Genomic DNA, 16,542 nt, shown 5'->3' on the forward strand with positions numbered 1-16,542 from the left:
CGTCCGTGGCGGGGGCGGGGTTAGAGGCTTATCGACAGTCCCAGGCCGCGAGCGGGGAAACTCGCTACCTTGTGGGCGATATCCCCAATCAGCCAGGACTGTGTTTCCAGCAGGTGGCGCATCACCAGGTATTCAATCTGTGCGCCTGCGATGTCGTTGCCTTCTTCGCGCAGCCGACGCAGCAAGTTCGGCAAGGGCCGGTTTTCAGCACGCACCAACTCAACCCACGTCAGCCGCTCCGATGGACAGAGGGGCTGCCAATAGGACAGCGGGTAGTGGTATTTATCCGGCGCGGGTATGGCTTTGGGTGGATCTTCCTTGGGGATGGCCTTCTTCCCAGTGCGCAATTCCATCTGGTTGACATAGAGGATCGCATTGGTCAGTTGCGTCCTTGGCAATTGTTCATATTTGGAGATGTGGAACTTGTGATGGATGCGGCTCCAGATTTCGGGGATAGCCTTGCCAATCAGTTCAGCCGGAACACTGGCATGGGCTTTGTGCTTGACGATCTCATGCAAAAGCTGCTGCTCAGACGGGATGAGGGTGGCGGTGTGCGAGGCTGGAACCACCTGACCGGCAGCCAGCAAGGCGCGCCGCTCACACTCAATGAAGTAGCGCCGGGCTTCCCGGCCCTTGTCGTTGCGTTCGACCATGGACAACTCTTTAGCCATGTCGAGGCTCAGATGGTAGTCCTTGGTTGGACGGCCTCGACCGCGACCCGATTTTTCCCCATTTTTGGGGAAAATTACAAAGTCCTGATTTTCAACAAATCCGTACTCTTCGATCCGTTCCTGAATCCATGTCGAGAAGTCGCGCCCAACTTCCAGGAAAGCGTGCAAGGTGCGGGCGTCGCAGACATGGGCGGCCATGTTGCCAATCTTGCCAAGGAAGACAGGAACCAGATTGGATTCGGGAGCACTGCTGAGGGACTGCGTAGACATTGGTACGACTCCTACTTGTTTCTGAAAGTTGACACCACCGGAAAATGGTGCCAGGGGCTTCAGACCGCAAGTAGACGGCGGGCGTATTTCGGGCGTACCCGTGTTGTATTAGCCGCACCCCCGGCATGGAAACCGGTTAGGCACAAAAAAACCGCAAGCTTTCGGGGCGGGGAACCGCTACTCGGTGTGTCTGAAGCACCTGAGGAGCAGCTTACGCCCAATCCGCGGTGGGGGTCAAGAAGGAGTCTCTGCGAGGGCCTCGATAGAGGACAATCTTGCTTCAATATGGTCCATTGTCTCCCTGACAGATTTCATCTGGCCCCGGATACCTTCGAGGATTTCAGGCATGGTTGGCGGCGGCGGCGGCGGATCTTTCTCCTGCTCTTTAAACCACACCATAAAGCACGACGGGCAAATCGGATATTCCTCGCCATTGCTGGCGGCGTCGTCTATCGCCTCAGACTCAAACGCAAATGCAATCGCGCCCAGTTCACGCGCGGACTTATAGGTAACAGGCACCAAATAGTCCCGCGTCAGGATGGGTTCTTCGTACCAGGTGAACTCATCCTTAACCGGGACTTCTTCAACCTCCCAGCCATAAGCCCGGATCACTCGCAGTACGGGCTGCTGTGCAGCAATAATCAATTCATCGGTCAGTCCCTGTTCCCGCAGAACGTCAGGGACCGGGATCGTCAGGGGCAAGGGCTGAAGCAGTGGTCGCATTGTGTTTCTCCTATCTGGCTACGCGATCCAGGGCAGTTAAACAATTGTTGTCGGTTGCTGCAATCCGTTCCGTTCCTCTCCAAAGGCTAACGCCTGCAAACAAAGGGCGAAAATGGCCCGCAAGCGAGCTAGCCCCCCACCCTATTAGCCCCCTAGCCAAAATCCCCCACGCGCTTCCAGCGATAGAGCGGGTCAACCCCTTGGTTATAGATCGACTCCAGAGGTTCGCCCTGGAGCGCCCGATGGAGTTTGGCGCGTCCGCCGGCCACCTTTTGCGCCTCATCGGCGGGGAGCGAGCGCAAAAAAGCCCGCTCGGCCTTGGGATCAAACGCGGGTTTTACAGACGATGGAACCTGCAAATAGGGAGATAAGACGCATCGGCAGTTATGAGTGATAATACCATTGCTGGTATAATGCCCTTGATCCGTTTCAAGGTTATAAACATGCCCCGAAAACTTGAAGAAATCGATTGCGATAATTTTGTCGACCGCTATCGATCTGGAGAAGGGATCGACGCTCTTTGCAAGTCTTTCCATATCCAAATCGGTATAGCCAAATCTATTCTCATCGCGCGCGGTATCCGTCTTAGAACGGCTCAAGAGGCAAAAGCGCTCGCCGGATTCAAAAGAAGAAAAATCGGCGACAAACTCGGAGGTCTTTTGGTTGATCGCTACATTTCCGGCCAATCTTGCTTGGCTTTGTCCAAGGAATTCAGCATCTCTAGAATAGCCATCAACCGTTATTTCGGACGCAACGGCATCTCGGTTAGAAGCAATGGCGAGGCGCAGCAATTGAGAATGGATCAAGCGACGCCAGAAATGAAAAAGCGGTGGGCCGCCGCCGCGCATGATGCCGTTCGCGGCAAGCCGAAGAGTTTTGCCACCAAGGTCAAAAACGCCATCGCCAAACAGCGGAAGTGTTTTATGAACGATATCGAGCGCAAAATTCAAAACGCTCTTATGGAGGCTGGCGTCAATCCAATCCCACAATTGGCTATCGGCCCATATAACTGCGATTTGGCCTGCCATCCCGTCGCCGTGGAAATCTGGGGCGGCAATTGGCACTTCTCTGGCCGTCACCTGGCGCGATCTGAGGAACGCATCCGCTATCTCGGTAATGCGGGCTGGCACGTTTTGATGCTGGTGATCGACCATCGCTGGCCGCTGGCCAGCGACACGGCAGACCACCTCTTGACCTATTTGCAGCGCGCCGATAGCCATCCAGCCGTCCCGCGTCAGTATTGGGTGGTTAACGGTCGCGGCGAGCTTCTTGCCTCCGGCGGTTGCGATGACCGCCATATCTCCGTCATACCAGCGTTTACTAACCGCAGAGACCCGGCCACAGGCCGTTATGAGCGCGTCCCCCGGCAAGCAATGCGGGTGAACGGGGGGCTTGGGGGCATCCGCCTTTGGATAGATGCCAGGCCCTAGCCCGTACCGATCCGCTCGCGCATGGACATCACAGATATCCGGCACATGCCCCGCACGCCCACTGAGGCGATAGCGGACATAAATCACCCGATCCTGTCGCATCAACTCGCGCGCCTGCTTGTCGGTATAGGCGCGGTGCAACTCGGTTTGCGCAATCCGATGGGCCAGATAGCGGTTGCGTTCGTAAAAAGCCACCTTCAGCGCCTTCTCCAGCGCTTTTTGTCCCGCCCCTCTTTCGGCGTGTTCGATGGCCTGTAGGTAGGCAGCCCGCAGCGCGGGGGTCTTCAATTTCGCTGCGGCAAACCGGTCAAACTCGCGTTGCAGATACGCCGGTAAGGGCTTGATGACCCGGAGCGGGTCTTGCTTAAAGTCGTATCCCTCATAGAGCGCCTTGGCCAAGTCGCGCGCCGACTGTGGCCCTTGCAGATGCGAGTCAATGATGGTGCGCACGGTGGCCGCTACAGCGCGGCTATCGGCATACAAACAATCCGACAGTCGAAGCCGCCCTACGCGCCAATCGGCGGCCGTCTGAAGGCTAATGCGCTCTTGCAAGATGGCTTCCAGGGCTTGGCGAAACCCCTCCATGACGCCTCCGCGAAAGTCAGCCAACACCAAGGCCAGTGCGGCTTGTGGCGTTGCTCCCGCGCGAATCAGGTCCAGGAGCCGGATGAACGCCGCTTCGGCCGCGATTGCCACGGCTTTGGCCGCCTGCGAGAGGATGGCAAGATAGCGCTCAAAGCCCACGGTTACAGCCCAGCGATACGGGAGACGAGCGGACCGACCCCGTATTTTGGAAAGATCGAGACCGCCAGCGCCAGCGCCATCACACAATCATCATGCTGTCCGTTCGGTGCCGAATACTGGACGCCCACCCGCGAATAGGCATACTCAAAAGCATCCAGTTCCGCCCGAATGGGGCCATCGGGGAAGCGGATGGTCTGTTGCTGGATGGCCACCGCCAACCCTTCCATCAACTGCTGTTTGCTGGTGCTGGTGAATTTGACGCCAGAGAACGACCCGGTACCCCCGCGTTGCAGCGCCTCCACAATCGGATCGCCAACACCAGTCGAGTCCACCGCTGTGCGGGTGGTCCCTACGCACTGCCGGACCGTTTGCAACGTCTCTTGCCATGGTTTTTTAAACCGCTCAAACCGACACACCCGCCCGCCGGCATCCAGCCCAATTAAAACCGTGTAATCAACGCTTTTTGCGAGATCGACCCCCCAACACACCGCAGGCTGTGACGAGAGGGGGGCCAGACAATCTGCGATCGCGGATAAGCCAAAGGGGTTTCCGCCATCGTCGCTGGGTTCTGCCAAATACAACTCCCGAAAGACCTCGCGCGGTAGCACGCGCTGGGCGTCTTCAATCTCTTCGATCCGAATAATTCCGCCGTCTGCGGCATCGTAAGCGGTGAGCTTGTGATAGCTCATATCGGGTTCGCCCGCTTCGGCTTTGCGCGCCAAATGATAGACCCAGTTTTTGCGGCCCTTCACATTGCCGATAATCCGTAGCGGTCCTCGGGTGTGTGTAAGCGTTGAGCGCACGGCGTGCCAACTTTCGGCCTTGCATCGGGTCGCCTCATCAATCACGGCCGCATAGACATCCTCGCCATAGAGTGAGTCTGGCTTGTCTGCGGATTTAAACCAAAGCGTGGCGCCATTCGGTAATTCGATGGTTCGAGCGGTCAGGTTGATCGCCGGCGGACGGCCATCCAGCGTCAAGCCAAGACGGATGCGTTTGAACGCAATTTTTGCTTGCTCAAAAATGGGCGCGACCCACCAAAACTCCCGACCGGGCGATCCGTCCGTCCAGGCTTGATGCAGGAGCCACACCATGCACCCCATCGTTTTGCCTGATTTGGTAGAGGCTTCGATGATGCTGTAGCGCTCTGGCGCGTAAATAGCCGCCCGCTGTTGTGGGTAGAGAGGCGGCAACACCAGTTGATTGGTCATCACGCTTCGTCCTTGAACAGGTCGGTCTGCCCAGAGACAGCAAAACGACCCTGAATCGGTTTAGCTTGTGGTGGTGGCGGCGCTTTCTCTTGCGCGAGCAAACGGCCCGCCAATTTGTAAAATTCCGTCGGGTTTTCTTTGGCCCATTCCGCCAGATGTTTTACGCCGCCAATCTTGCGAAACGCTTTTAAGACGGCATCGCGAAAGCCGGTGTCAATAGCCGATCCGCCCTGTGAGTGGATTGAGTGCTTGGCTCATGGCCCCTCCGGCGAGACGCACCGCGTCACAGCCATCAACCTTTTAGATAGTTGATGATTAAATCCACAATCAATGCCCCGCTCGACAGGACGACACCGGCCAAAATCCAAGTGACCCGCCGAAATAACTCCGCCCGATCTTGCTCTTCTTTCAGCATATGTCTCTCCAAATTATCAGAGACGGCCCTGATGTCTTGTTTAATCTCATCCAGAGCGCAATCGTGTTCATTGGTGCGTTTTTCGTAGGTCGCTTGCTGTGTCTTAAGTACCGCCAAATCGCGGCGCAATTCCCACAGTGCTTCAAGCAATTGCGTGTTCGTCGGCACCCGCCGATCCGTATCAGGATCGGGCGGCGACACCGAGTGGGCTGGCCGTCGGTCGCTGTTCGGATCATCAACGTTCATTCTCATCTCCCAAAAGCGCTCGCAGTTCCGCCGCCTCTTGTGCTCGCAAGCGATCCCGCCGGGCTAGCCGGACATAGACTTCCGGCGCCAGACATTGCAACTCGGCAGCCGTGATCATCGGCAGGACTGGCGGCGGTGGGATCAGCCACGCTGGAATCGCGCGATACTCGATCCGATGGGCGCAACCGGTCAGCAGGACCAACGCGAGGGCAATAGGGAGGGTGCGCGCCGGAATCGAACCGGCTCCCGAAGCAGATGACCCTACTCTGCTTCGTACACATTTTGCGCCGCGTGAGTCAGGCGCCGCGCCGTGTGTCGTCGGCATAAGAGCCGACCGCTCTGCCGGTGAGCTTGCGCTACCCATCAGGGTCTCTCGAAATCCGAACGTTTCGCCGGATTAACCGGCGGTTGCTGTTCGTAGCGTTTGCGGGTATCTGCCTGCCGTTGCCCGGCCTGTTCAATCTGGTCGTGTTCGGCCTGGAGACGGTCAGCGGCTTCCTTCTCGGCTTGATGCCGGAGTCGGGCAACCCAGACGCCAAGGCCAGCAACGAGCACGGCCACCAGGCCAACCAGAGCGGTCCAGAGGGTGTTAAACATGGTTGATCACCTCCAGTCGGGGCTTGGCCGGAAACAGCGCGTCAATCCCCGCTTTTGCCTCTTGCAACATGCCACTGAGCGCTTGCCAACGTCTGATGGTATCCAGATCGCGCATGTCCTCCATGTCACTCAAAAAGGCCGCTAGTCCGATCAGTTCCAGCCGAATGCCATCGATAACGCTGCGATGGGTTTCGATCCGCTTCACGTCACTCGACAGCGACTCCATGTAGGCTTGCTTGCGCGCCACCATGTCATCAAGCTGAGCTTTCTTCCGCTCCAATTCGTCTAGTTCGCTTTGATAACCGCGAAGCTTGGCCTGAACTTGGCTATCAACGATTTTCTGCTGATCCGCCTTGAGCGCCTTGAGTTCGCCTTCCAGCGCGGCGGCTTTCTGTTTGGCTGCTTCGTAGTCCGGCGGGATCACTTCCTTTTCGATGATGCGTTCGTTATCGGCTGGTTGTGCCGCCTTCAAGAGGTCAACCTGATATTCCAGGTCGCGTATTTTCTTGCGCCGCTCATTGGATTCTTTCTGAGATTCTTCAGCGCGCTGTTTCCATTTCTTCACATCGGCGATAGTCACCTTTTCGCCAGATTCAACGTGCTCAATGGCTTGAGTGACGACGGATTCAGGAGTGGATGGCGCGGCCAGAGAATACAGAATGGTGGGCTTTAAATTTGTGATAATCTCTAATTTGTCGCCAAACCGATCAGCGGCATTCATAAACTGATTGGCAGTCCATTGGCTCATCTCAAACTCGGCAGCCACCCACGGCAGAAATTGCCCATGCGGCAACTGATCCTTGACGGCTGTCAATTCGCGTCCAATCTCAATAATGTCCTCTACCGTGCGCTTGAGTCGGAGCTTAATCCGCTCTGCGGCGGCTCTGGCGGTCAGTGCGGCATCTATTGGCAACACTGCGTAATCGAAATAGGCTTGTGTTAATTCATTCACGCCGCCTTCCTCCCTTTGCGCTGGCTGGAACGATTACCCAGCCCGAATCGGGCAGCCTCTTCGGCAATGGCCGTATTGCGCAGCCGCTTGATGTCCTCGCGTTCGAGGTGATTTTCCATGCCGTCTTTGTAAATTTGCGCCACCCGATACAGCATGTTTGTTCTCGCTAAGCGCTGGGCAAAGGTGGTGTTTGGGTCATCGGCGCTCGCCATTTGGCACGCTGCGTTGAACTGCTTGTTGTGCACAAGGTAGGTATTGATCCGCTGCCCCTTTTTCGACACAACGGGCGTATCGTCAAGCGATGACCCTTTGCCGTAGGTGGAAAATCGCTGAACCGCGTCCATATATGGGCGAAACGCCTCAATGTCCAGCAAGCGCAAATGCGCGATATCAACGCCTTGTCGAGTGGCAACATTAGCCAGTTTGCGACGGCGTGATTTAGGTAATGTGCTAATCTGATAATCAGTCACGGCAATAAGCTCCAATTGTTGCTGCGATTAGGGTCCGCTTCGGGCAGCACACCCGGAGCGGGTCCGAAAAACTCAATTACGCTTGGCATCGATCCATTCCCGCCCCAGCCAAACCGCCAATAGCGTGGCCACCACAGCGGCGTACTCTGTCGCGCTGACCGGGGCCGTTGGCAGATAGCCCAGCAATGGGCCGAAACTATCCAGCGCAAACTTGGCCGTTACCAACACCCAACCAATGCCAATAAACGCCAGGGTACGGCTCTCACGCCCTCGCGCATCACGCGGGCGCAGGAGCGACCCCCACCACCATCGACGACGCTCGATCATGGGGGACTACCAGAATCGCCGGCTACCAATCGCAGACCGCCGACCGTCGCCGGCGCGCCAGCGGTAAACGAAAAAGGGTTGCTATCCCCCGACTCACCCCAGGCATTTTTAGCGCGGGCCTTAACGGTCTTGAGTCCCAGTCCAACGCCAGCCAGGTCGTACTTGAGCATCACGCTGCCATCGGGGTTGCGAAACGCGGGACTTGCGATAGGTGCGGCCGTACCGACGCTGACCAAAAACGTATCGGGCTGGGCTTTATCGGGGGGATACGGGTCACAGGTCAGAAAGGGCGCGGCTTGGGCCGTTGTCGCCATCATCAGAGCAAACCAGAGTAGGTGCTTCACGCTAGGGTCTCCCGCTGTAATCCGCATTGAGAAACATCTGTAGTTCGGCCTTGCGCCGTTTGGTGAGTCCGGGACTTTTTTGCTTTACGCCGTTGATCGTGACCTTGTTCCAGGCTTTCCAGGCGTCCACCGCGCGCGCTTTATCGCCCGTTTCCAACCAGCGCGGCACCGAGGAGTCACGCGAAAACGCCCGATTGCCGATGTTGAAGCAGTAAATCACCAGGGCATCGAACTCGTGTTGCGCCAGGGTCAGGTTGTGAAGCCGTGCCTCTACACACTCCATTACCGGCTCTAAGTCCTGCTGCTTCAGTGCCAGGGCTTGTTCCTGTGTGATGCCCTTTCGCCAGCGCACCCGATTGTCACCAATCAGCAACCCGCCGCTCGCTAACTCGCGCGGGGTCAGCAGATGGCCAATGCCTATCGTCCACAGCCCCGCCTCATCCTGGTACGGCTGTAGCCGAAGCGCTTCCCAGCCGATTAAAAACTCCAAGGCTTTCTCGGAAATGTGCATAAAAACCTTGCCTTGTTATTCAATTTGGTTATATCAAACCGCAAGTTAAATAGCAATTAGCGCGCCTGTGCTGGATAGCGATTGACCACACTGCTCAGCATCGGCGTGACGCGGCCGTGTTCTGGGCAATCGGCGACGACCGGGAATTGATAGCCGCTGGCCTGGATGTGAGTGCGGGCTAACTCCCGCTTGCAGTTCGGGCAGACCGAGTAGACCGGCGAAACGTCGGTGAGAGCGCGCATCGGCCCGGTGTAGCGGTAGGGTTCGGTGGTAAAGAGGGTGGCGAAGGTCATGCCGCGCTCCAGTCGGTCTTGATCGCCGTCAGCGGATTGAGGTCGTCCGCATTGGCATCGACGGGCTTGATGTAGCAATGCCAGGGCGGGTAGCAGCCGTGCTGGCGCCAAACGAACGCACCGGGAAATCCGCCTGCCACAAACAGCATGATTTTATCCGCGCAGATGCTGCCCACGGTGGCCGCGTAGGTGACATCACTATCGGGCAGGCTGACCACCAGATGCACCGAGTCTCCAGGTTCCAGCGATTCCAGCCAGTCGGCGCGAGCCTTCAGCGCAGTCCGATAGCGCGACTCCAAACGGCGCTCTTGCAACGCGGCCGTCATCGCCGGCTCTCCTGTGGCACCGCCTCCAGCAAGCCCGGCGAACGAATGCGCAGATAGCCATTGCTAGCCGCAACGACCGCCGCTAGGCCATCGCCCCACAGGTCGTAGCGCTCCATCGCGGCCTCGGTAGTGAGGCTACGGGTTGGGGATTGGCAAAGATTGGCGTAGATGCGCCGGGCTAGATCGCTCGGTGTGCTCATGCGGCATCCTCATCACCGCGCTGAGCCAGATACTCGGCAATTTGCGCCACCAAGGCGTCCTTTCGCGCTTCCTCTTCGGCTCGTTGCCTGGCCCGTTCAGCGCGCTGCGCTTCCGCGTCATCGGCCATCCCTTGCCGCAACATCGCTGCTAATTCGCGTAGCCGATGGGCGGCTTGACGCTCTTCCGGTGGCGCTTCTGGACCTTCCAGCAACCCGGCGACCTGCTCCAGTGATGCTGGCGCCGGCCCCGACAGCAACCCGACGGCATGATCTCGCGTCAGCCGTTTGGCCTGGACCGCTTCGGCGATGCGCTGGTCGCGTAGTGTGGGATCGGTCCCTAGCGTTACAGTCCATCGGGGCGGCACATGCCCGGCTCGTGCTTCCCGCACGCAGCGATCATAAACATCCAAAAAACAGCGCCTTGCGCCAACCTCGTCCCCTTCGGCCAGGATCGGGCCGCACGCTGCCCAGCCTTGGCGCATCTCCTCCGACAGGACACCGGTTTCGGCCTCATCGCGGATGAGCCGCAGCAACATCCCCCACGCCTCATCGCCTCCTGGTCGGCCATCATCCCCCTGGACAAGGTTAATGTGGCGGACGATATCGCCGGGTTTGGGTGCAAACCGGCAATCCTCCGGGTGAGCGACATAGCGCGCAAAGGCCGACTCGATATCGCAAAGCGCATACCCCGCCAGCGTTCCCCACCAGACGTTCAGCAGCGCTGGCGTGATGGATTTTTCGTAGATTTCCTGCAAATAGCCCGTCACCAACAGGCCGAACGCCGGTTTGTCAGTGGGTTGCATGGTCGGTCTCCAGCGCGAGAGCAGGGATTGCGGCCGTGGGCGAAACGCCGCCCAGCCAGGCCGAGAGCGCGCCGCCGTTGTGTTCGGCCAGTGCGGCGCGTTTGCTGGCCGGGTCATAGGCCCTGCCGGTTGCGCGGCCACCTCCTGGAGCCGCTGGAGGCGCTTTGCGTAGCCCTGCCCAGTCGTCGCGCACCGCGTTGCGAAATGCCTGTTGCCAATTGGCATAGCGGTAATCCTTGGCCAGCGCTTTGCCCTTAAACGCTTCGAGATGCTCCGGCAGTCGGTCGTAGCCGTGTTGCTCTGCCCACGTTTCGGTTGCTGGGCTGATGGAAAAATCATCAGGCAACGGGATCGAACGAGCGGGCGCGTGCCGCGCTGGCGCGGGTACACTCCCTTCCTCTTCCCTTCCTTTCCCTTCCTTTCCCTTCCCTTCCTGTAAATCCGGTACGATTCCAGGTTCGTTCCGGTACGATTCCGGTACGATTCCGGGTTCGTTCTCTTGGATTTCAGTCGGTTGCGCTGGGCATGGCGGAATTTCGCTCCCTCGTTCCTTTTCTTTGGTTTGGATAAATTGGTGTTTGGTAAACGAGGGAATGACGCCGTACTTTTCGCCGTTCACAACGTAGCTTTTGATGAAGCCGTATTTTTCAAGAGCATTTAAAACGGCGGAAAAATCAACCGTGTCATGCGGCAGCACATCTAGCTTTAGCGTTCTTGGCCGCCAAACAAAGCGACCCTCACAATCTGCGGCTGTAAATAGGCCAATGAAGGCTAAGCGCAGTTGCAGCCCGGTGGCTAATTCTGCGTCAAATAAAGCCTCGTGCCGGAACAATTCCGGTTTAACTGTTCGGATACGGCTCAAGGCAGCGACTCCTCAGAGATAGAGGACACAGAGGCGAAAACACGCGATTGCTCGAATAGATCAAGCTGCGTTTCGGCGTCTAGCCGATCTTTTTCAACGGTATCCGCCCAATAGGCTTTGGCGACGCGCTTGAAATGCTTTTCGTTGATGCCGCACTTGTTTTTGAGTGTTTCGGCCAATGCGGCCTGGTGGCCCTGCTCGCTCTGAATGCGATCTTGGGAGCAGCCCCATTGCCGGATAGACTCTAGGAGTTGTCGATGTTGCTCTGCTGTTAATCCGCTCATGCCTGCTCTCCAGTAATAATCTTTTTTGCATCTCGCCACGTCTCGGCAATACCGGAAACTCCGCCTGATTCTTGCACTATCTTCAAAAACGCCGCTTGTAAAGCCGCCCGGTCTTGCTTGGTTTCACTGTCCGGCCTTTTCACTTCAATGGCAAAAAACCGGCCATCGCGCAACAGCCCAATGAGATCGGATACGCCCTTGCCATGCTGCGGTTCGTAGCCTTTCACAAACAGTTTGTAAAACCACACAAACGCGCCTTTGATAAATCGCCCACCGCCATTCACCCGAATGATGAATTTCACCTTCGGCTCTGCGATTAAATAGCGGATGATCTCGGCTTGCCGGTCAACCTCTTTGGGGTTGTCTGGCACGAGACGGAAGGCGCGTGGCATTAGGCGGCGGCTGGGTAAAGTTCGTCGTAGCGCTCTAATTCATCAGCGTGCTGATAACAACCTGATCCCATCGCCCTAAGTTCGGCAACTTTTGCGCGGCGCTGACTGGCCGTCATCTTGATGAGGGGAACCGCTATCTGTTCTCTGTTGACTTCGATCACATAGGCGATTTGTACGCGCTCAAAGCCAGGCATGACGATTTGGCTATCCGGTATAATTTGATCTTCCGGCTTGACCTTGAATTTCCTAATGCGTTTTACCACCTGGTCACGGATCGTTTCTTTTGCAACGCAAGTATAAAAATCAGAATCATCACCAATGATGTTTGGGTGATCGGATAGGATTTTTTGCGTTACAAAATCAGGCTGTAGGCTAATACCTTGCTTCACAAGGCTGTCGGTATAGCCTGCGATTTCTTTGACTAACTTGCTGATCGAATACATGGCGCTTTACTCCAGATTAACAACAAAACAATCAAACCATGATTCAATGACGGCAAGGTATTGACGCACCGTTTTGATCTCTTGCGGCTTGAAGGCTTTGGCTATTGCAGATGGGTCTTGCTTTTCACAAAATGACGCTAGGCGACTTAGGCTGCCTTTTAATTCAGTGGCGCGCGCGAAATGAGCCGGGTCTATACCTTCTAAATCGATAGCTGGAACCGGGAACTTTGCTTGCTTCCCAATCTCGGCAAGTTGGGTGATGGTTGGGGGGCTTTCGCTTTCTACAGCCTCCTCAAACACAGGCTGCGGTACATTAGCGACACGAAGGGCGGTGACTTTCTGGCGTTCGGAGAGTCCGGCCTGAGCGGCCGCTTCGGTGCGATTAATAGGAGTGTCGCTACCGTCATGCCTACGTTCATCAAAGCGGTTCTTCCCTGCCTCAATCTGTTTCAGCAGTTCCCCACAGCGCCGAATAGCTCTTGCCTGAATCCGGTCGGCCATCTTACGCAGTGAGTCGTCTTTCGACTGGCGGGCATAGCTGGCCAATGCCTCCGCCTTATTCGCCCAGTCTTTGCATTCGTCGATGCGGCTGCATTCCGCCAGGGCTTTGGTGGCGCGCTCATACACCATAGGAAGCGGCGCGCTTTGGATTTCAACCAATTCCCCGGTTTCGGTATTGATAACCCCATTACCGTATTCTGAAACCTCAACCAATGCGGCATTCAACATAACGACTCGCTCAGGTTGCGTTGATACGCCCGGCGCTCTTTCCCAGCGTCGGGTTTTTTGTTGGAAGCAAGGACAGGATTTGAACCTGCGACCTTCGGCTTATGAGGCCGACGAGCTACCGGGCTGCTCCACCCTGCTGCAATCAGTCCCGGCATTGCCCGGCCGGGGCGGGGCAAACCACTCAGAGAAGTAACGCTGCCGTTTTTGCTGCTACGACCTGCCACGGCTGCCGATGGGTTTGTTAGCCGCTGCAAGAACGGCCCGGACAACCCACAGTCCGGTAGGCCCCGATGCACAAGGGGCGGCACGGGAGAAAGCAAGAAGCCCGCGACGATTGAGCGCATCGGTTGGCCTACTCAGTTATTCGGTGGTTTCCGGCTCAGTGCCGGCTTCGTCGGTATCGGGATCACCAGCCTCTTCGGCGGCCTGTTCGCCGATTTCCGTCGCGTCGGCCGCTTCGGCAACAGCTAATTCCTCAACAGCAATCTCCTTGATTTCCAAGCTATTACCGCTGTGGACGGCCCACACGCGCGATTCGCCCGCCCTCAGCGGAATCACCGGCGCTTGTCCGGTGTAGGTTGGGTCGCACACGGCTAGCGCGCGCGTTGGATCTTCGCCCTGATGGGTGATTTGTACTGCTATTGTCATAACGGGGAACCCCTATGGGTTGTGGTTGGGAATCACTTCAAATCGTCAACGGTGCGTTTTTCGAGCATCTCTTTCAGTTGCACAATCTCGGCTTTCAGTCGGGTGTTTTCGGCTGCCAGCGCCGATTGCTCGTACATCAACTGGCGTAAATACATGACCAGATCGAGCGCTTCTTGATAGGCATCCGTGAGCGCGTCATGGCCGTTAAATCCCCGTAGCAACGTGCCGTACTTGACGCGGCCTTCAGCCGCCCGCCGCTCCAGGTCATGCGTCACTAGCCAGACAATCGGGATATGACGGCTCTCAGTCGGTGGGGACTGTTTTACCGTTGCCGGATGCTCATCGCCTACGCGGTAACAGGTTGATGGCTCAGTCACGGCACGCCTCCGGGAACGGCATCGTTGCCCGCTGTTCTTTCGGGAGTTTCCAGTAGCGGTGGTAATAGAGATCGGCTTCGGTGATGCCACTTAGCGCATTGGCGGGCTTCTGCTTGGGCTTCCGGGGGGCAAAACGCGCGCTGATATCCTCCAGGGTGGCTTCCACGCCGCAGGGCCACCAGCGGCTGGCTTGCTGCATGACACCCATCCCGCCAATTGATATGGAGTACACCAACCCCGCCAGGGCGTGGCGTCGGAGCGCCCGATAGGCCACTTTGTAGTTGACGCTGATCAGCGCAGCCAATTGTTGGGTCGATTGGCCTGGCCTCTGGGTCACCTCATCCAGGAGGCGGTGACGTTGGTAGAGCGTGATCGGCGGGGTCACTGTTGCATCTCGGTTGGCAGTTGGTACACGTTCTTGGCGCTCTCAATCCCCGGATCGGGCAATTTGACTAGTGCCATCCTGACCAGTCGCTCTTCCGCCTCGACAAGAGAGCAGTTCCAATAGGCAGCAAATTCCGCAATGACGGTCTGATCCGCGCCCGGTAGGGGTTGCACGGTCGGCATAGGGCGCTCCTAGAGTTGGTTGTTTTTTGATCAAATGAGTAACTCTTAGTAACTTCCTATGCAGCGCTCCGACGCTCATGCTTTTGTCGCATCAACGCCAGTTCCTCTTCCGCTTGTCCCAGTGCCAACATGCGCGCGGCGGTAGCAAAGGACAGCCCACGGGCTTTGGCAACGGCGTTGATGGTTCTAAATTCCACTGCGTTAAACCGGAGCGCCGAAACGATGTCTCGAATTTCATCAGGATGTTTCACGCCGATCCTCCCTTATCGGTATCCATGGCATCGCTACCGCCGCCGGCGCTACCGGCCAACGCCGCCGAAACGCCCGGCAATGATTCGGCGGGTGGCGTGAGGCACGGTGAGTAATCGAGGGCCAAGTCGTTCTGTCGATAGGACACGGGGTTATCGAGGGCCTGGCATTGCTCGCAGTACGTGACGCCGACCTCCTCTGACTCAACCCACTCCAGCATGTACTCCTGCTCTGGGGGAGCGGTTTCACAGATGGGGTACACAAGGTCCCAATCTCCCAGATCCCAAACATGAGCGATGGCAAACCTTGAAACCCGGCGCCACTTCATCATGGCGTGCTCTCCGGCCCACTGGAGGCGCCGTTTTCGACGGTTTCATCGATGCACTGGGCCAGCATGTCCAGGATGCCGGCATTGACCCAGTATTTCGCGCAGCGCAAATACGACGCAGCCAACCGCAGCGCAGCCGGGTACATCTGAGCCTCGGCACCACGGATAAACAGCCCGGCGTCGTCATCGCCAAAGCGCACGCGGCCGGTTTCCACGGGGGGGTTCTGGGCTGGGAGTTGACGAGGGGCCTTCCCGCCCTCCGGCGGCGCCAGTAGCACACCGCAGTAGGGACAGTAGTACGCGAGACTGGCATCGCCATCACCGATGCTCCAGTAGCCAGGCCCCTTGGTGCAGTCAAGGTGCTGGAAGTGCAGCAAGTTTTCGGCGGTGACGATGTAGCGCACGGGTTGGGCGCGCTCCAGGGCATATCGGGATTGGCGGGATTCGGTCATTGCTTGGCTCTCCGCTGCGTGAGGGCCGCTGAAAATTGATCCGCTGCCGCTTCTAGCGACGCACACGTTTTGCAATGGATCGATTCGGGCGTCGCAGCGAGCAATTCCGCTGTTGGCGCTATTGCTGCGTGGCATAGGCTGCGGGAGTGTGGCGTTGCGCAAAAACCCCATGTCCGCCAGAGGTGGGCGGTGTTGGAGCCAGGAGAGATGCGCCAGTCGGTCATGCTGCCTCCTGGCGTGGATTGCTCGCAGCAGGCCGGATCGCCAGGCATTGAGGACAGCGGATATCCTGCGGTTGTGCGGGATAGAGCAGGTCGGCGTAATACGCCCACTGCCCGCAAAGCGAGGACACAAACCCCCGTCGGACGCCTGGCTCCCACCGATGTGCGTCTCGACAGCCGTCCATGCTGCGGACTCGTTGCCAGTCGTTCACGCCGCCGCCTCCTGGCCCATGGAGGGGGTGGGTTGGATGTAGCAGTACAGCCCAGGTCGGGAGCGCGCCACTAAGCGCCCTTGAGTGAGTCTCTCTAACTCTAAGGCTCGGAGTGGAGGGACTTTCCCCTTCCACTGATAAACCGCTTGCGGTCGGATATTCAGCGCTTGTGCGATTGCAGCTTTAGTTCCGAAGTACCTAACCAGGTCTGATAAGTCATTAGCATTCATACCTATATAGTAAGC

The 16,542-nt window shown here is 57.6% G+C and carries 30 protein-coding genes and 2 tRNA genes; all 32 read right to left on the reverse strand.

The window, feature by feature from the left end:
• Positions 1 to 20: 20 nt before the first annotated feature.
• Entirely contained in the window at positions 21 to 941 is a 921-nt protein-coding gene (locus BN873_RS21390; RefSeq protein WP_053085419.1) for an antA/AntB antirepressor family protein, read from the reverse strand.
• Between the two features lie 234 nt (positions 942 to 1,175).
• On the reverse strand, positions 1,176 to 1,664 hold the full coding sequence (locus BN873_RS15665; protein ID WP_048675862.1) for a hypothetical protein: 489 nt from the start codon (positions 1,662 to 1,664) through the stop codon (positions 1,176 to 1,178).
• A 152-nt stretch (positions 1,665 to 1,816) separates the two neighbouring features.
• Positions 1,817 to 3,790 carry a hypothetical protein gene (locus BN873_RS15670; protein ID WP_139031749.1) on the reverse strand — a complete coding sequence of 658 codons (1,974 nt, stop codon included), beginning with the start codon at positions 3,788 to 3,790 and terminating at the stop codon, positions 1,817 to 1,819.
• A 50-nt stretch (positions 3,791 to 3,840) separates the two neighbouring features.
• Positions 3,841 to 5,049, reverse strand: a complete 1,209-nt coding sequence (locus tag BN873_RS15675) for a terminase large subunit domain-containing protein (RefSeq protein WP_048675869.1) — start codon at positions 5,047 to 5,049, stop codon at positions 3,841 to 3,843.
• A 292-nt stretch (positions 5,050 to 5,341) separates the two neighbouring features.
• Positions 5,342 to 5,710 (reverse strand): hypothetical protein, encoded by a 369-nt coding sequence (locus BN873_RS15680; RefSeq protein WP_048675871.1) that lies wholly within the window; start codon positions 5,708 to 5,710, stop codon positions 5,342 to 5,344.
• Complete coding sequence (locus tag BN873_RS20520) at positions 5,700 to 5,912, reverse strand: hypothetical protein (RefSeq protein WP_048675874.1); 213 nt, start codon at positions 5,910 to 5,912, stop codon at positions 5,700 to 5,702. Before BN873_RS20520 ends, BN873_RS15680 begins: the two co-directional genes overlap by 11 nt.
• 16 nt (positions 5,913 to 5,928) lie before the next feature.
• A tRNA-OTHER gene (locus BN873_RS20525) sits at positions 5,929 to 6,072 on the reverse strand.
• A gap of 1 nt (position 6,073) precedes the next feature.
• Positions 6,074 to 6,307, reverse strand: a complete 234-nt coding sequence (locus BN873_RS15690; protein WP_048675878.1) for a hypothetical protein — start codon at positions 6,305 to 6,307, stop codon at positions 6,074 to 6,076.
• Positions 6,300 to 7,259, reverse strand: coding sequence for a DUF3102 domain-containing protein (locus BN873_RS15695; RefSeq protein WP_048675882.1), 960 nt, complete (start codon positions 7,257 to 7,259; stop codon positions 6,300 to 6,302). The genes BN873_RS15690 and BN873_RS15695 overlap by 8 nt, the downstream gene beginning before the upstream one ends.
• Positions 7,256 to 7,729: a hypothetical protein gene (locus BN873_RS15700; RefSeq protein ID WP_048675886.1), complete on the reverse strand. Its 474-nt coding sequence runs from the start codon at positions 7,727 to 7,729 to the stop codon at positions 7,256 to 7,258. The genes BN873_RS15695 and BN873_RS15700 overlap by 4 nt, the downstream gene beginning before the upstream one ends.
• A 72-nt stretch (positions 7,730 to 7,801) precedes the next feature.
• Positions 7,802 to 8,056 carry a hypothetical protein gene (locus BN873_RS15705; protein ID WP_048675892.1) on the reverse strand — a complete coding sequence of 85 codons (255 nt, stop codon included), beginning with the start codon at positions 8,054 to 8,056 and terminating at the stop codon, positions 7,802 to 7,804.
• The gene (locus tag BN873_RS15710; RefSeq protein WP_048675895.1) at positions 8,053 to 8,400 is read right to left on the reverse strand and encodes a hypothetical protein; all 348 of its coding nucleotides are present in this window, start codon (positions 8,398 to 8,400) and stop codon (positions 8,053 to 8,055) included. The genes BN873_RS15705 and BN873_RS15710 overlap by 4 nt, the downstream gene beginning before the upstream one ends.
• A 1-nt stretch (position 8,401) precedes the next feature.
• Positions 8,402 to 8,911 carry a lysozyme gene (locus BN873_RS15715; protein WP_048675899.1) on the reverse strand — a complete coding sequence of 170 codons (510 nt, stop codon included), beginning with the start codon at positions 8,909 to 8,911 and terminating at the stop codon, positions 8,402 to 8,404.
• Between the two features lie 56 nt (positions 8,912 to 8,967).
• A complete protein-coding gene (locus BN873_RS15720) occupies positions 8,968 to 9,204 on the reverse strand; it encodes a hypothetical protein (protein ID WP_048675902.1) in 237 nt (78 codons plus the stop codon).
• Entirely contained in the window at positions 9,201 to 9,530 is a 330-nt protein-coding gene (locus BN873_RS15725) for a hypothetical protein (RefSeq protein ID WP_048675906.1), read from the reverse strand. Before BN873_RS15725 ends, BN873_RS15720 begins: the two co-directional genes overlap by 4 nt.
• On the reverse strand, positions 9,527 to 9,730 hold the full coding sequence (locus BN873_RS15730) for a hypothetical protein (RefSeq protein ID WP_048675910.1): 204 nt from the start codon (positions 9,728 to 9,730) through the stop codon (positions 9,527 to 9,529). The genes BN873_RS15725 and BN873_RS15730 overlap by 4 nt, the downstream gene beginning before the upstream one ends.
• Entirely contained in the window at positions 9,727 to 10,533 is an 807-nt protein-coding gene (locus BN873_RS15735; protein ID WP_048675913.1) for a hypothetical protein, read from the reverse strand. Before BN873_RS15735 ends, BN873_RS15730 begins: the two co-directional genes overlap by 4 nt.
• Complete coding sequence (locus BN873_RS18920) at positions 10,520 to 11,395, reverse strand: hypothetical protein (RefSeq protein WP_053085421.1); 876 nt, start codon at positions 11,393 to 11,395, stop codon at positions 10,520 to 10,522. Before BN873_RS18920 ends, BN873_RS15735 begins: the two co-directional genes overlap by 14 nt.
• Positions 11,392 to 11,679, reverse strand: a complete 288-nt coding sequence (locus BN873_RS15745) for a hypothetical protein (protein WP_048675917.1) — start codon at positions 11,677 to 11,679, stop codon at positions 11,392 to 11,394. Before BN873_RS15745 ends, BN873_RS18920 begins: the two co-directional genes overlap by 4 nt.
• Positions 11,676 to 12,071, reverse strand: a complete 396-nt coding sequence (locus BN873_RS15750) for a hypothetical protein (RefSeq protein ID WP_048675920.1) — start codon at positions 12,069 to 12,071, stop codon at positions 11,676 to 11,678. Before BN873_RS15750 ends, BN873_RS15745 begins: the two co-directional genes overlap by 4 nt.
• Positions 12,071 to 12,514 (reverse strand): hypothetical protein, encoded by a 444-nt coding sequence (locus BN873_RS15755; RefSeq protein WP_048675924.1) that lies wholly within the window; start codon positions 12,512 to 12,514, stop codon positions 12,071 to 12,073. The genes BN873_RS15750 and BN873_RS15755 overlap by 1 nt, the downstream gene beginning before the upstream one ends.
• A 6-nt stretch (positions 12,515 to 12,520) precedes the next feature.
• The gene (locus BN873_RS15760) at positions 12,521 to 13,243 is read right to left on the reverse strand and encodes a hypothetical protein (RefSeq protein ID WP_048675928.1); all 723 of its coding nucleotides are present in this window, start codon (positions 13,241 to 13,243) and stop codon (positions 12,521 to 12,523) included.
• Positions 13,244 to 13,304: 61 nt separating this feature from the next.
• Positions 13,305 to 13,381 (reverse strand) — tRNA-Met (locus BN873_RS15765).
• A gap of 222 nt (positions 13,382 to 13,603) precedes the next feature.
• A complete protein-coding gene (locus BN873_RS15770; RefSeq protein ID WP_048675931.1) occupies positions 13,604 to 13,891 on the reverse strand; it encodes a hypothetical protein in 288 nt (95 codons plus the stop codon).
• A gap of 32 nt (positions 13,892 to 13,923) precedes the next feature.
• Entirely contained in the window at positions 13,924 to 14,268 is a 345-nt protein-coding gene (locus tag BN873_RS15775) for a hypothetical protein (RefSeq protein ID WP_139031751.1), read from the reverse strand.
• A complete protein-coding gene (locus tag BN873_RS15780; protein ID WP_048675939.1) occupies positions 14,261 to 14,653 on the reverse strand; it encodes a hypothetical protein in 393 nt (130 codons plus the stop codon). Before BN873_RS15780 ends, BN873_RS15775 begins: the two co-directional genes overlap by 8 nt.
• Positions 14,650 to 14,835, reverse strand: a complete 186-nt coding sequence (locus tag BN873_RS15785; RefSeq protein WP_048675942.1) for a hypothetical protein — start codon at positions 14,833 to 14,835, stop codon at positions 14,650 to 14,652. The genes BN873_RS15780 and BN873_RS15785 overlap by 4 nt, the downstream gene beginning before the upstream one ends.
• Before the next feature lie 56 nt (positions 14,836 to 14,891).
• On the reverse strand, positions 14,892 to 15,086 hold the full coding sequence (locus BN873_RS15790) for a hypothetical protein (protein WP_048675945.1): 195 nt from the start codon (positions 15,084 to 15,086) through the stop codon (positions 14,892 to 14,894).
• Complete coding sequence (locus BN873_RS15795) at positions 15,083 to 15,415, reverse strand: hypothetical protein (RefSeq protein ID WP_048675948.1); 333 nt, start codon at positions 15,413 to 15,415, stop codon at positions 15,083 to 15,085. Before BN873_RS15795 ends, BN873_RS15790 begins: the two co-directional genes overlap by 4 nt.
• Positions 15,412 to 15,864, reverse strand: a complete 453-nt coding sequence (locus BN873_RS15800) for a hypothetical protein (protein ID WP_048675951.1) — start codon at positions 15,862 to 15,864, stop codon at positions 15,412 to 15,414. The genes BN873_RS15795 and BN873_RS15800 overlap by 4 nt, the downstream gene beginning before the upstream one ends.
• A 220-nt stretch (positions 15,865 to 16,084) precedes the next feature.
• The gene (locus BN873_RS20175) at positions 16,085 to 16,297 is read right to left on the reverse strand and encodes a hypothetical protein (RefSeq protein ID WP_139031752.1); all 213 of its coding nucleotides are present in this window, start codon (positions 16,295 to 16,297) and stop codon (positions 16,085 to 16,087) included.
• The gene (locus BN873_RS19700) at positions 16,294 to 16,527 is read right to left on the reverse strand and encodes a Cro/CI family transcriptional regulator (protein WP_082161344.1); all 234 of its coding nucleotides are present in this window, start codon (positions 16,525 to 16,527) and stop codon (positions 16,294 to 16,296) included. The genes BN873_RS20175 and BN873_RS19700 overlap by 4 nt, the downstream gene beginning before the upstream one ends.
• Positions 16,528 to 16,542: the final 15 nt, after the last annotated feature.

Origin of the sequence: Candidatus Competibacter denitrificans Run_A_D11 (assembly GCF_001051235.1) — a bacterium.
In the GTDB taxonomy this organism is placed as follows: domain Bacteria; phylum Pseudomonadota; class Gammaproteobacteria; order Competibacterales; family Competibacteraceae; genus Competibacter_A; species Competibacter_A denitrificans.

Excerpts from the sequence above, each read along its gene's own strand:
- BN873_RS15760 (WP_048675928.1), bottom strand. The coding sequence starts at position 13,243 with ATGTTGAATGCCGCATTGGTTGAGGTTTCAGAATACGGTAATGGGGTT.
- BN873_RS15705 (WP_048675892.1), bottom strand. The coding sequence starts at position 8,056 with ATGATCGAGCGTCGTCGATGGTGGTGGGGGTCGCTCCTGCGCCCGCGT.
- BN873_RS15680 (WP_048675871.1), bottom strand. The coding sequence starts at position 5,710 with ATGAACGTTGATGATCCGAACAGCGACCGACGGCCAGCCCACTCGGTG.
- BN873_RS15720 (WP_048675902.1), bottom strand. The coding sequence starts at position 9,204 with ATGACCTTCGCCACCCTCTTTACCACCGAACCCTACCGCTACACCGGG.
- BN873_RS15715 (WP_048675899.1), bottom strand. The coding sequence starts at position 8,911 with ATGCACATTTCCGAGAAAGCCTTGGAGTTTTTAATCGGCTGGGAAGCG.
- BN873_RS15745 (WP_048675917.1), bottom strand. The coding sequence starts at position 11,679 with ATGAGCGGATTAACAGCAGAGCAACATCGACAACTCCTAGAGTCTATC.
- BN873_RS15725 (WP_048675906.1), bottom strand. The coding sequence starts at position 9,530 with ATGACGGCCGCGTTGCAAGAGCGCCGTTTGGAGTCGCGCTATCGGACT.
- BN873_RS15730 (WP_048675910.1), bottom strand. The coding sequence starts at position 9,730 with ATGAGCACACCGAGCGATCTAGCCCGGCGCATCTACGCCAATCTTTGC.
- BN873_RS15690 (WP_048675878.1), bottom strand. The coding sequence starts at position 6,307 with ATGTTTAACACCCTCTGGACCGCTCTGGTTGGCCTGGTGGCCGTGCTC.
- BN873_RS15785 (WP_048675942.1), bottom strand. The coding sequence starts at position 14,835 with ATGCCGACCGTGCAACCCCTACCGGGCGCGGATCAGACCGTCATTGCG.
- BN873_RS21390 (WP_053085419.1), bottom strand. The coding sequence starts at position 941 with ATGTCTACGCAGTCCCTCAGCAGTGCTCCCGAATCCAATCTGGTTCCT.
- BN873_RS15665 (WP_048675862.1), bottom strand. The coding sequence starts at position 1,664 with ATGCGACCACTGCTTCAGCCCTTGCCCCTGACGATCCCGGTCCCTGAC.
- BN873_RS15800 (WP_048675951.1), bottom strand. The coding sequence starts at position 15,864 with ATGACCGAATCCCGCCAATCCCGATATGCCCTGGAGCGCGCCCAACCC.
- BN873_RS15750 (WP_048675920.1), bottom strand. The coding sequence starts at position 12,071 with ATGCCACGCGCCTTCCGTCTCGTGCCAGACAACCCCAAAGAGGTTGAC.
- BN873_RS15795 (WP_048675948.1), bottom strand. The coding sequence starts at position 15,415 with ATGATGAAGTGGCGCCGGGTTTCAAGGTTTGCCATCGCTCATGTTTGG.
- BN873_RS15735 (WP_048675913.1), bottom strand. The coding sequence starts at position 10,533 with ATGCAACCCACTGACAAACCGGCGTTCGGCCTGTTGGTGACGGGCTAT.
- BN873_RS15770 (WP_048675931.1), bottom strand. The coding sequence starts at position 13,891 with ATGACAATAGCAGTACAAATCACCCATCAGGGCGAAGATCCAACGCGC.
- BN873_RS15675 (WP_048675869.1), bottom strand. The coding sequence starts at position 5,049 with ATGACCAATCAACTGGTGTTGCCGCCTCTCTACCCACAACAGCGGGCG.
- BN873_RS15755 (WP_048675924.1), bottom strand. The coding sequence starts at position 12,514 with ATGTATTCGATCAGCAAGTTAGTCAAAGAAATCGCAGGCTATACCGAC.
- BN873_RS19700 (WP_082161344.1), bottom strand. The coding sequence starts at position 16,527 with ATGAATGCTAATGACTTATCAGACCTGGTTAGGTACTTCGGAACTAAA.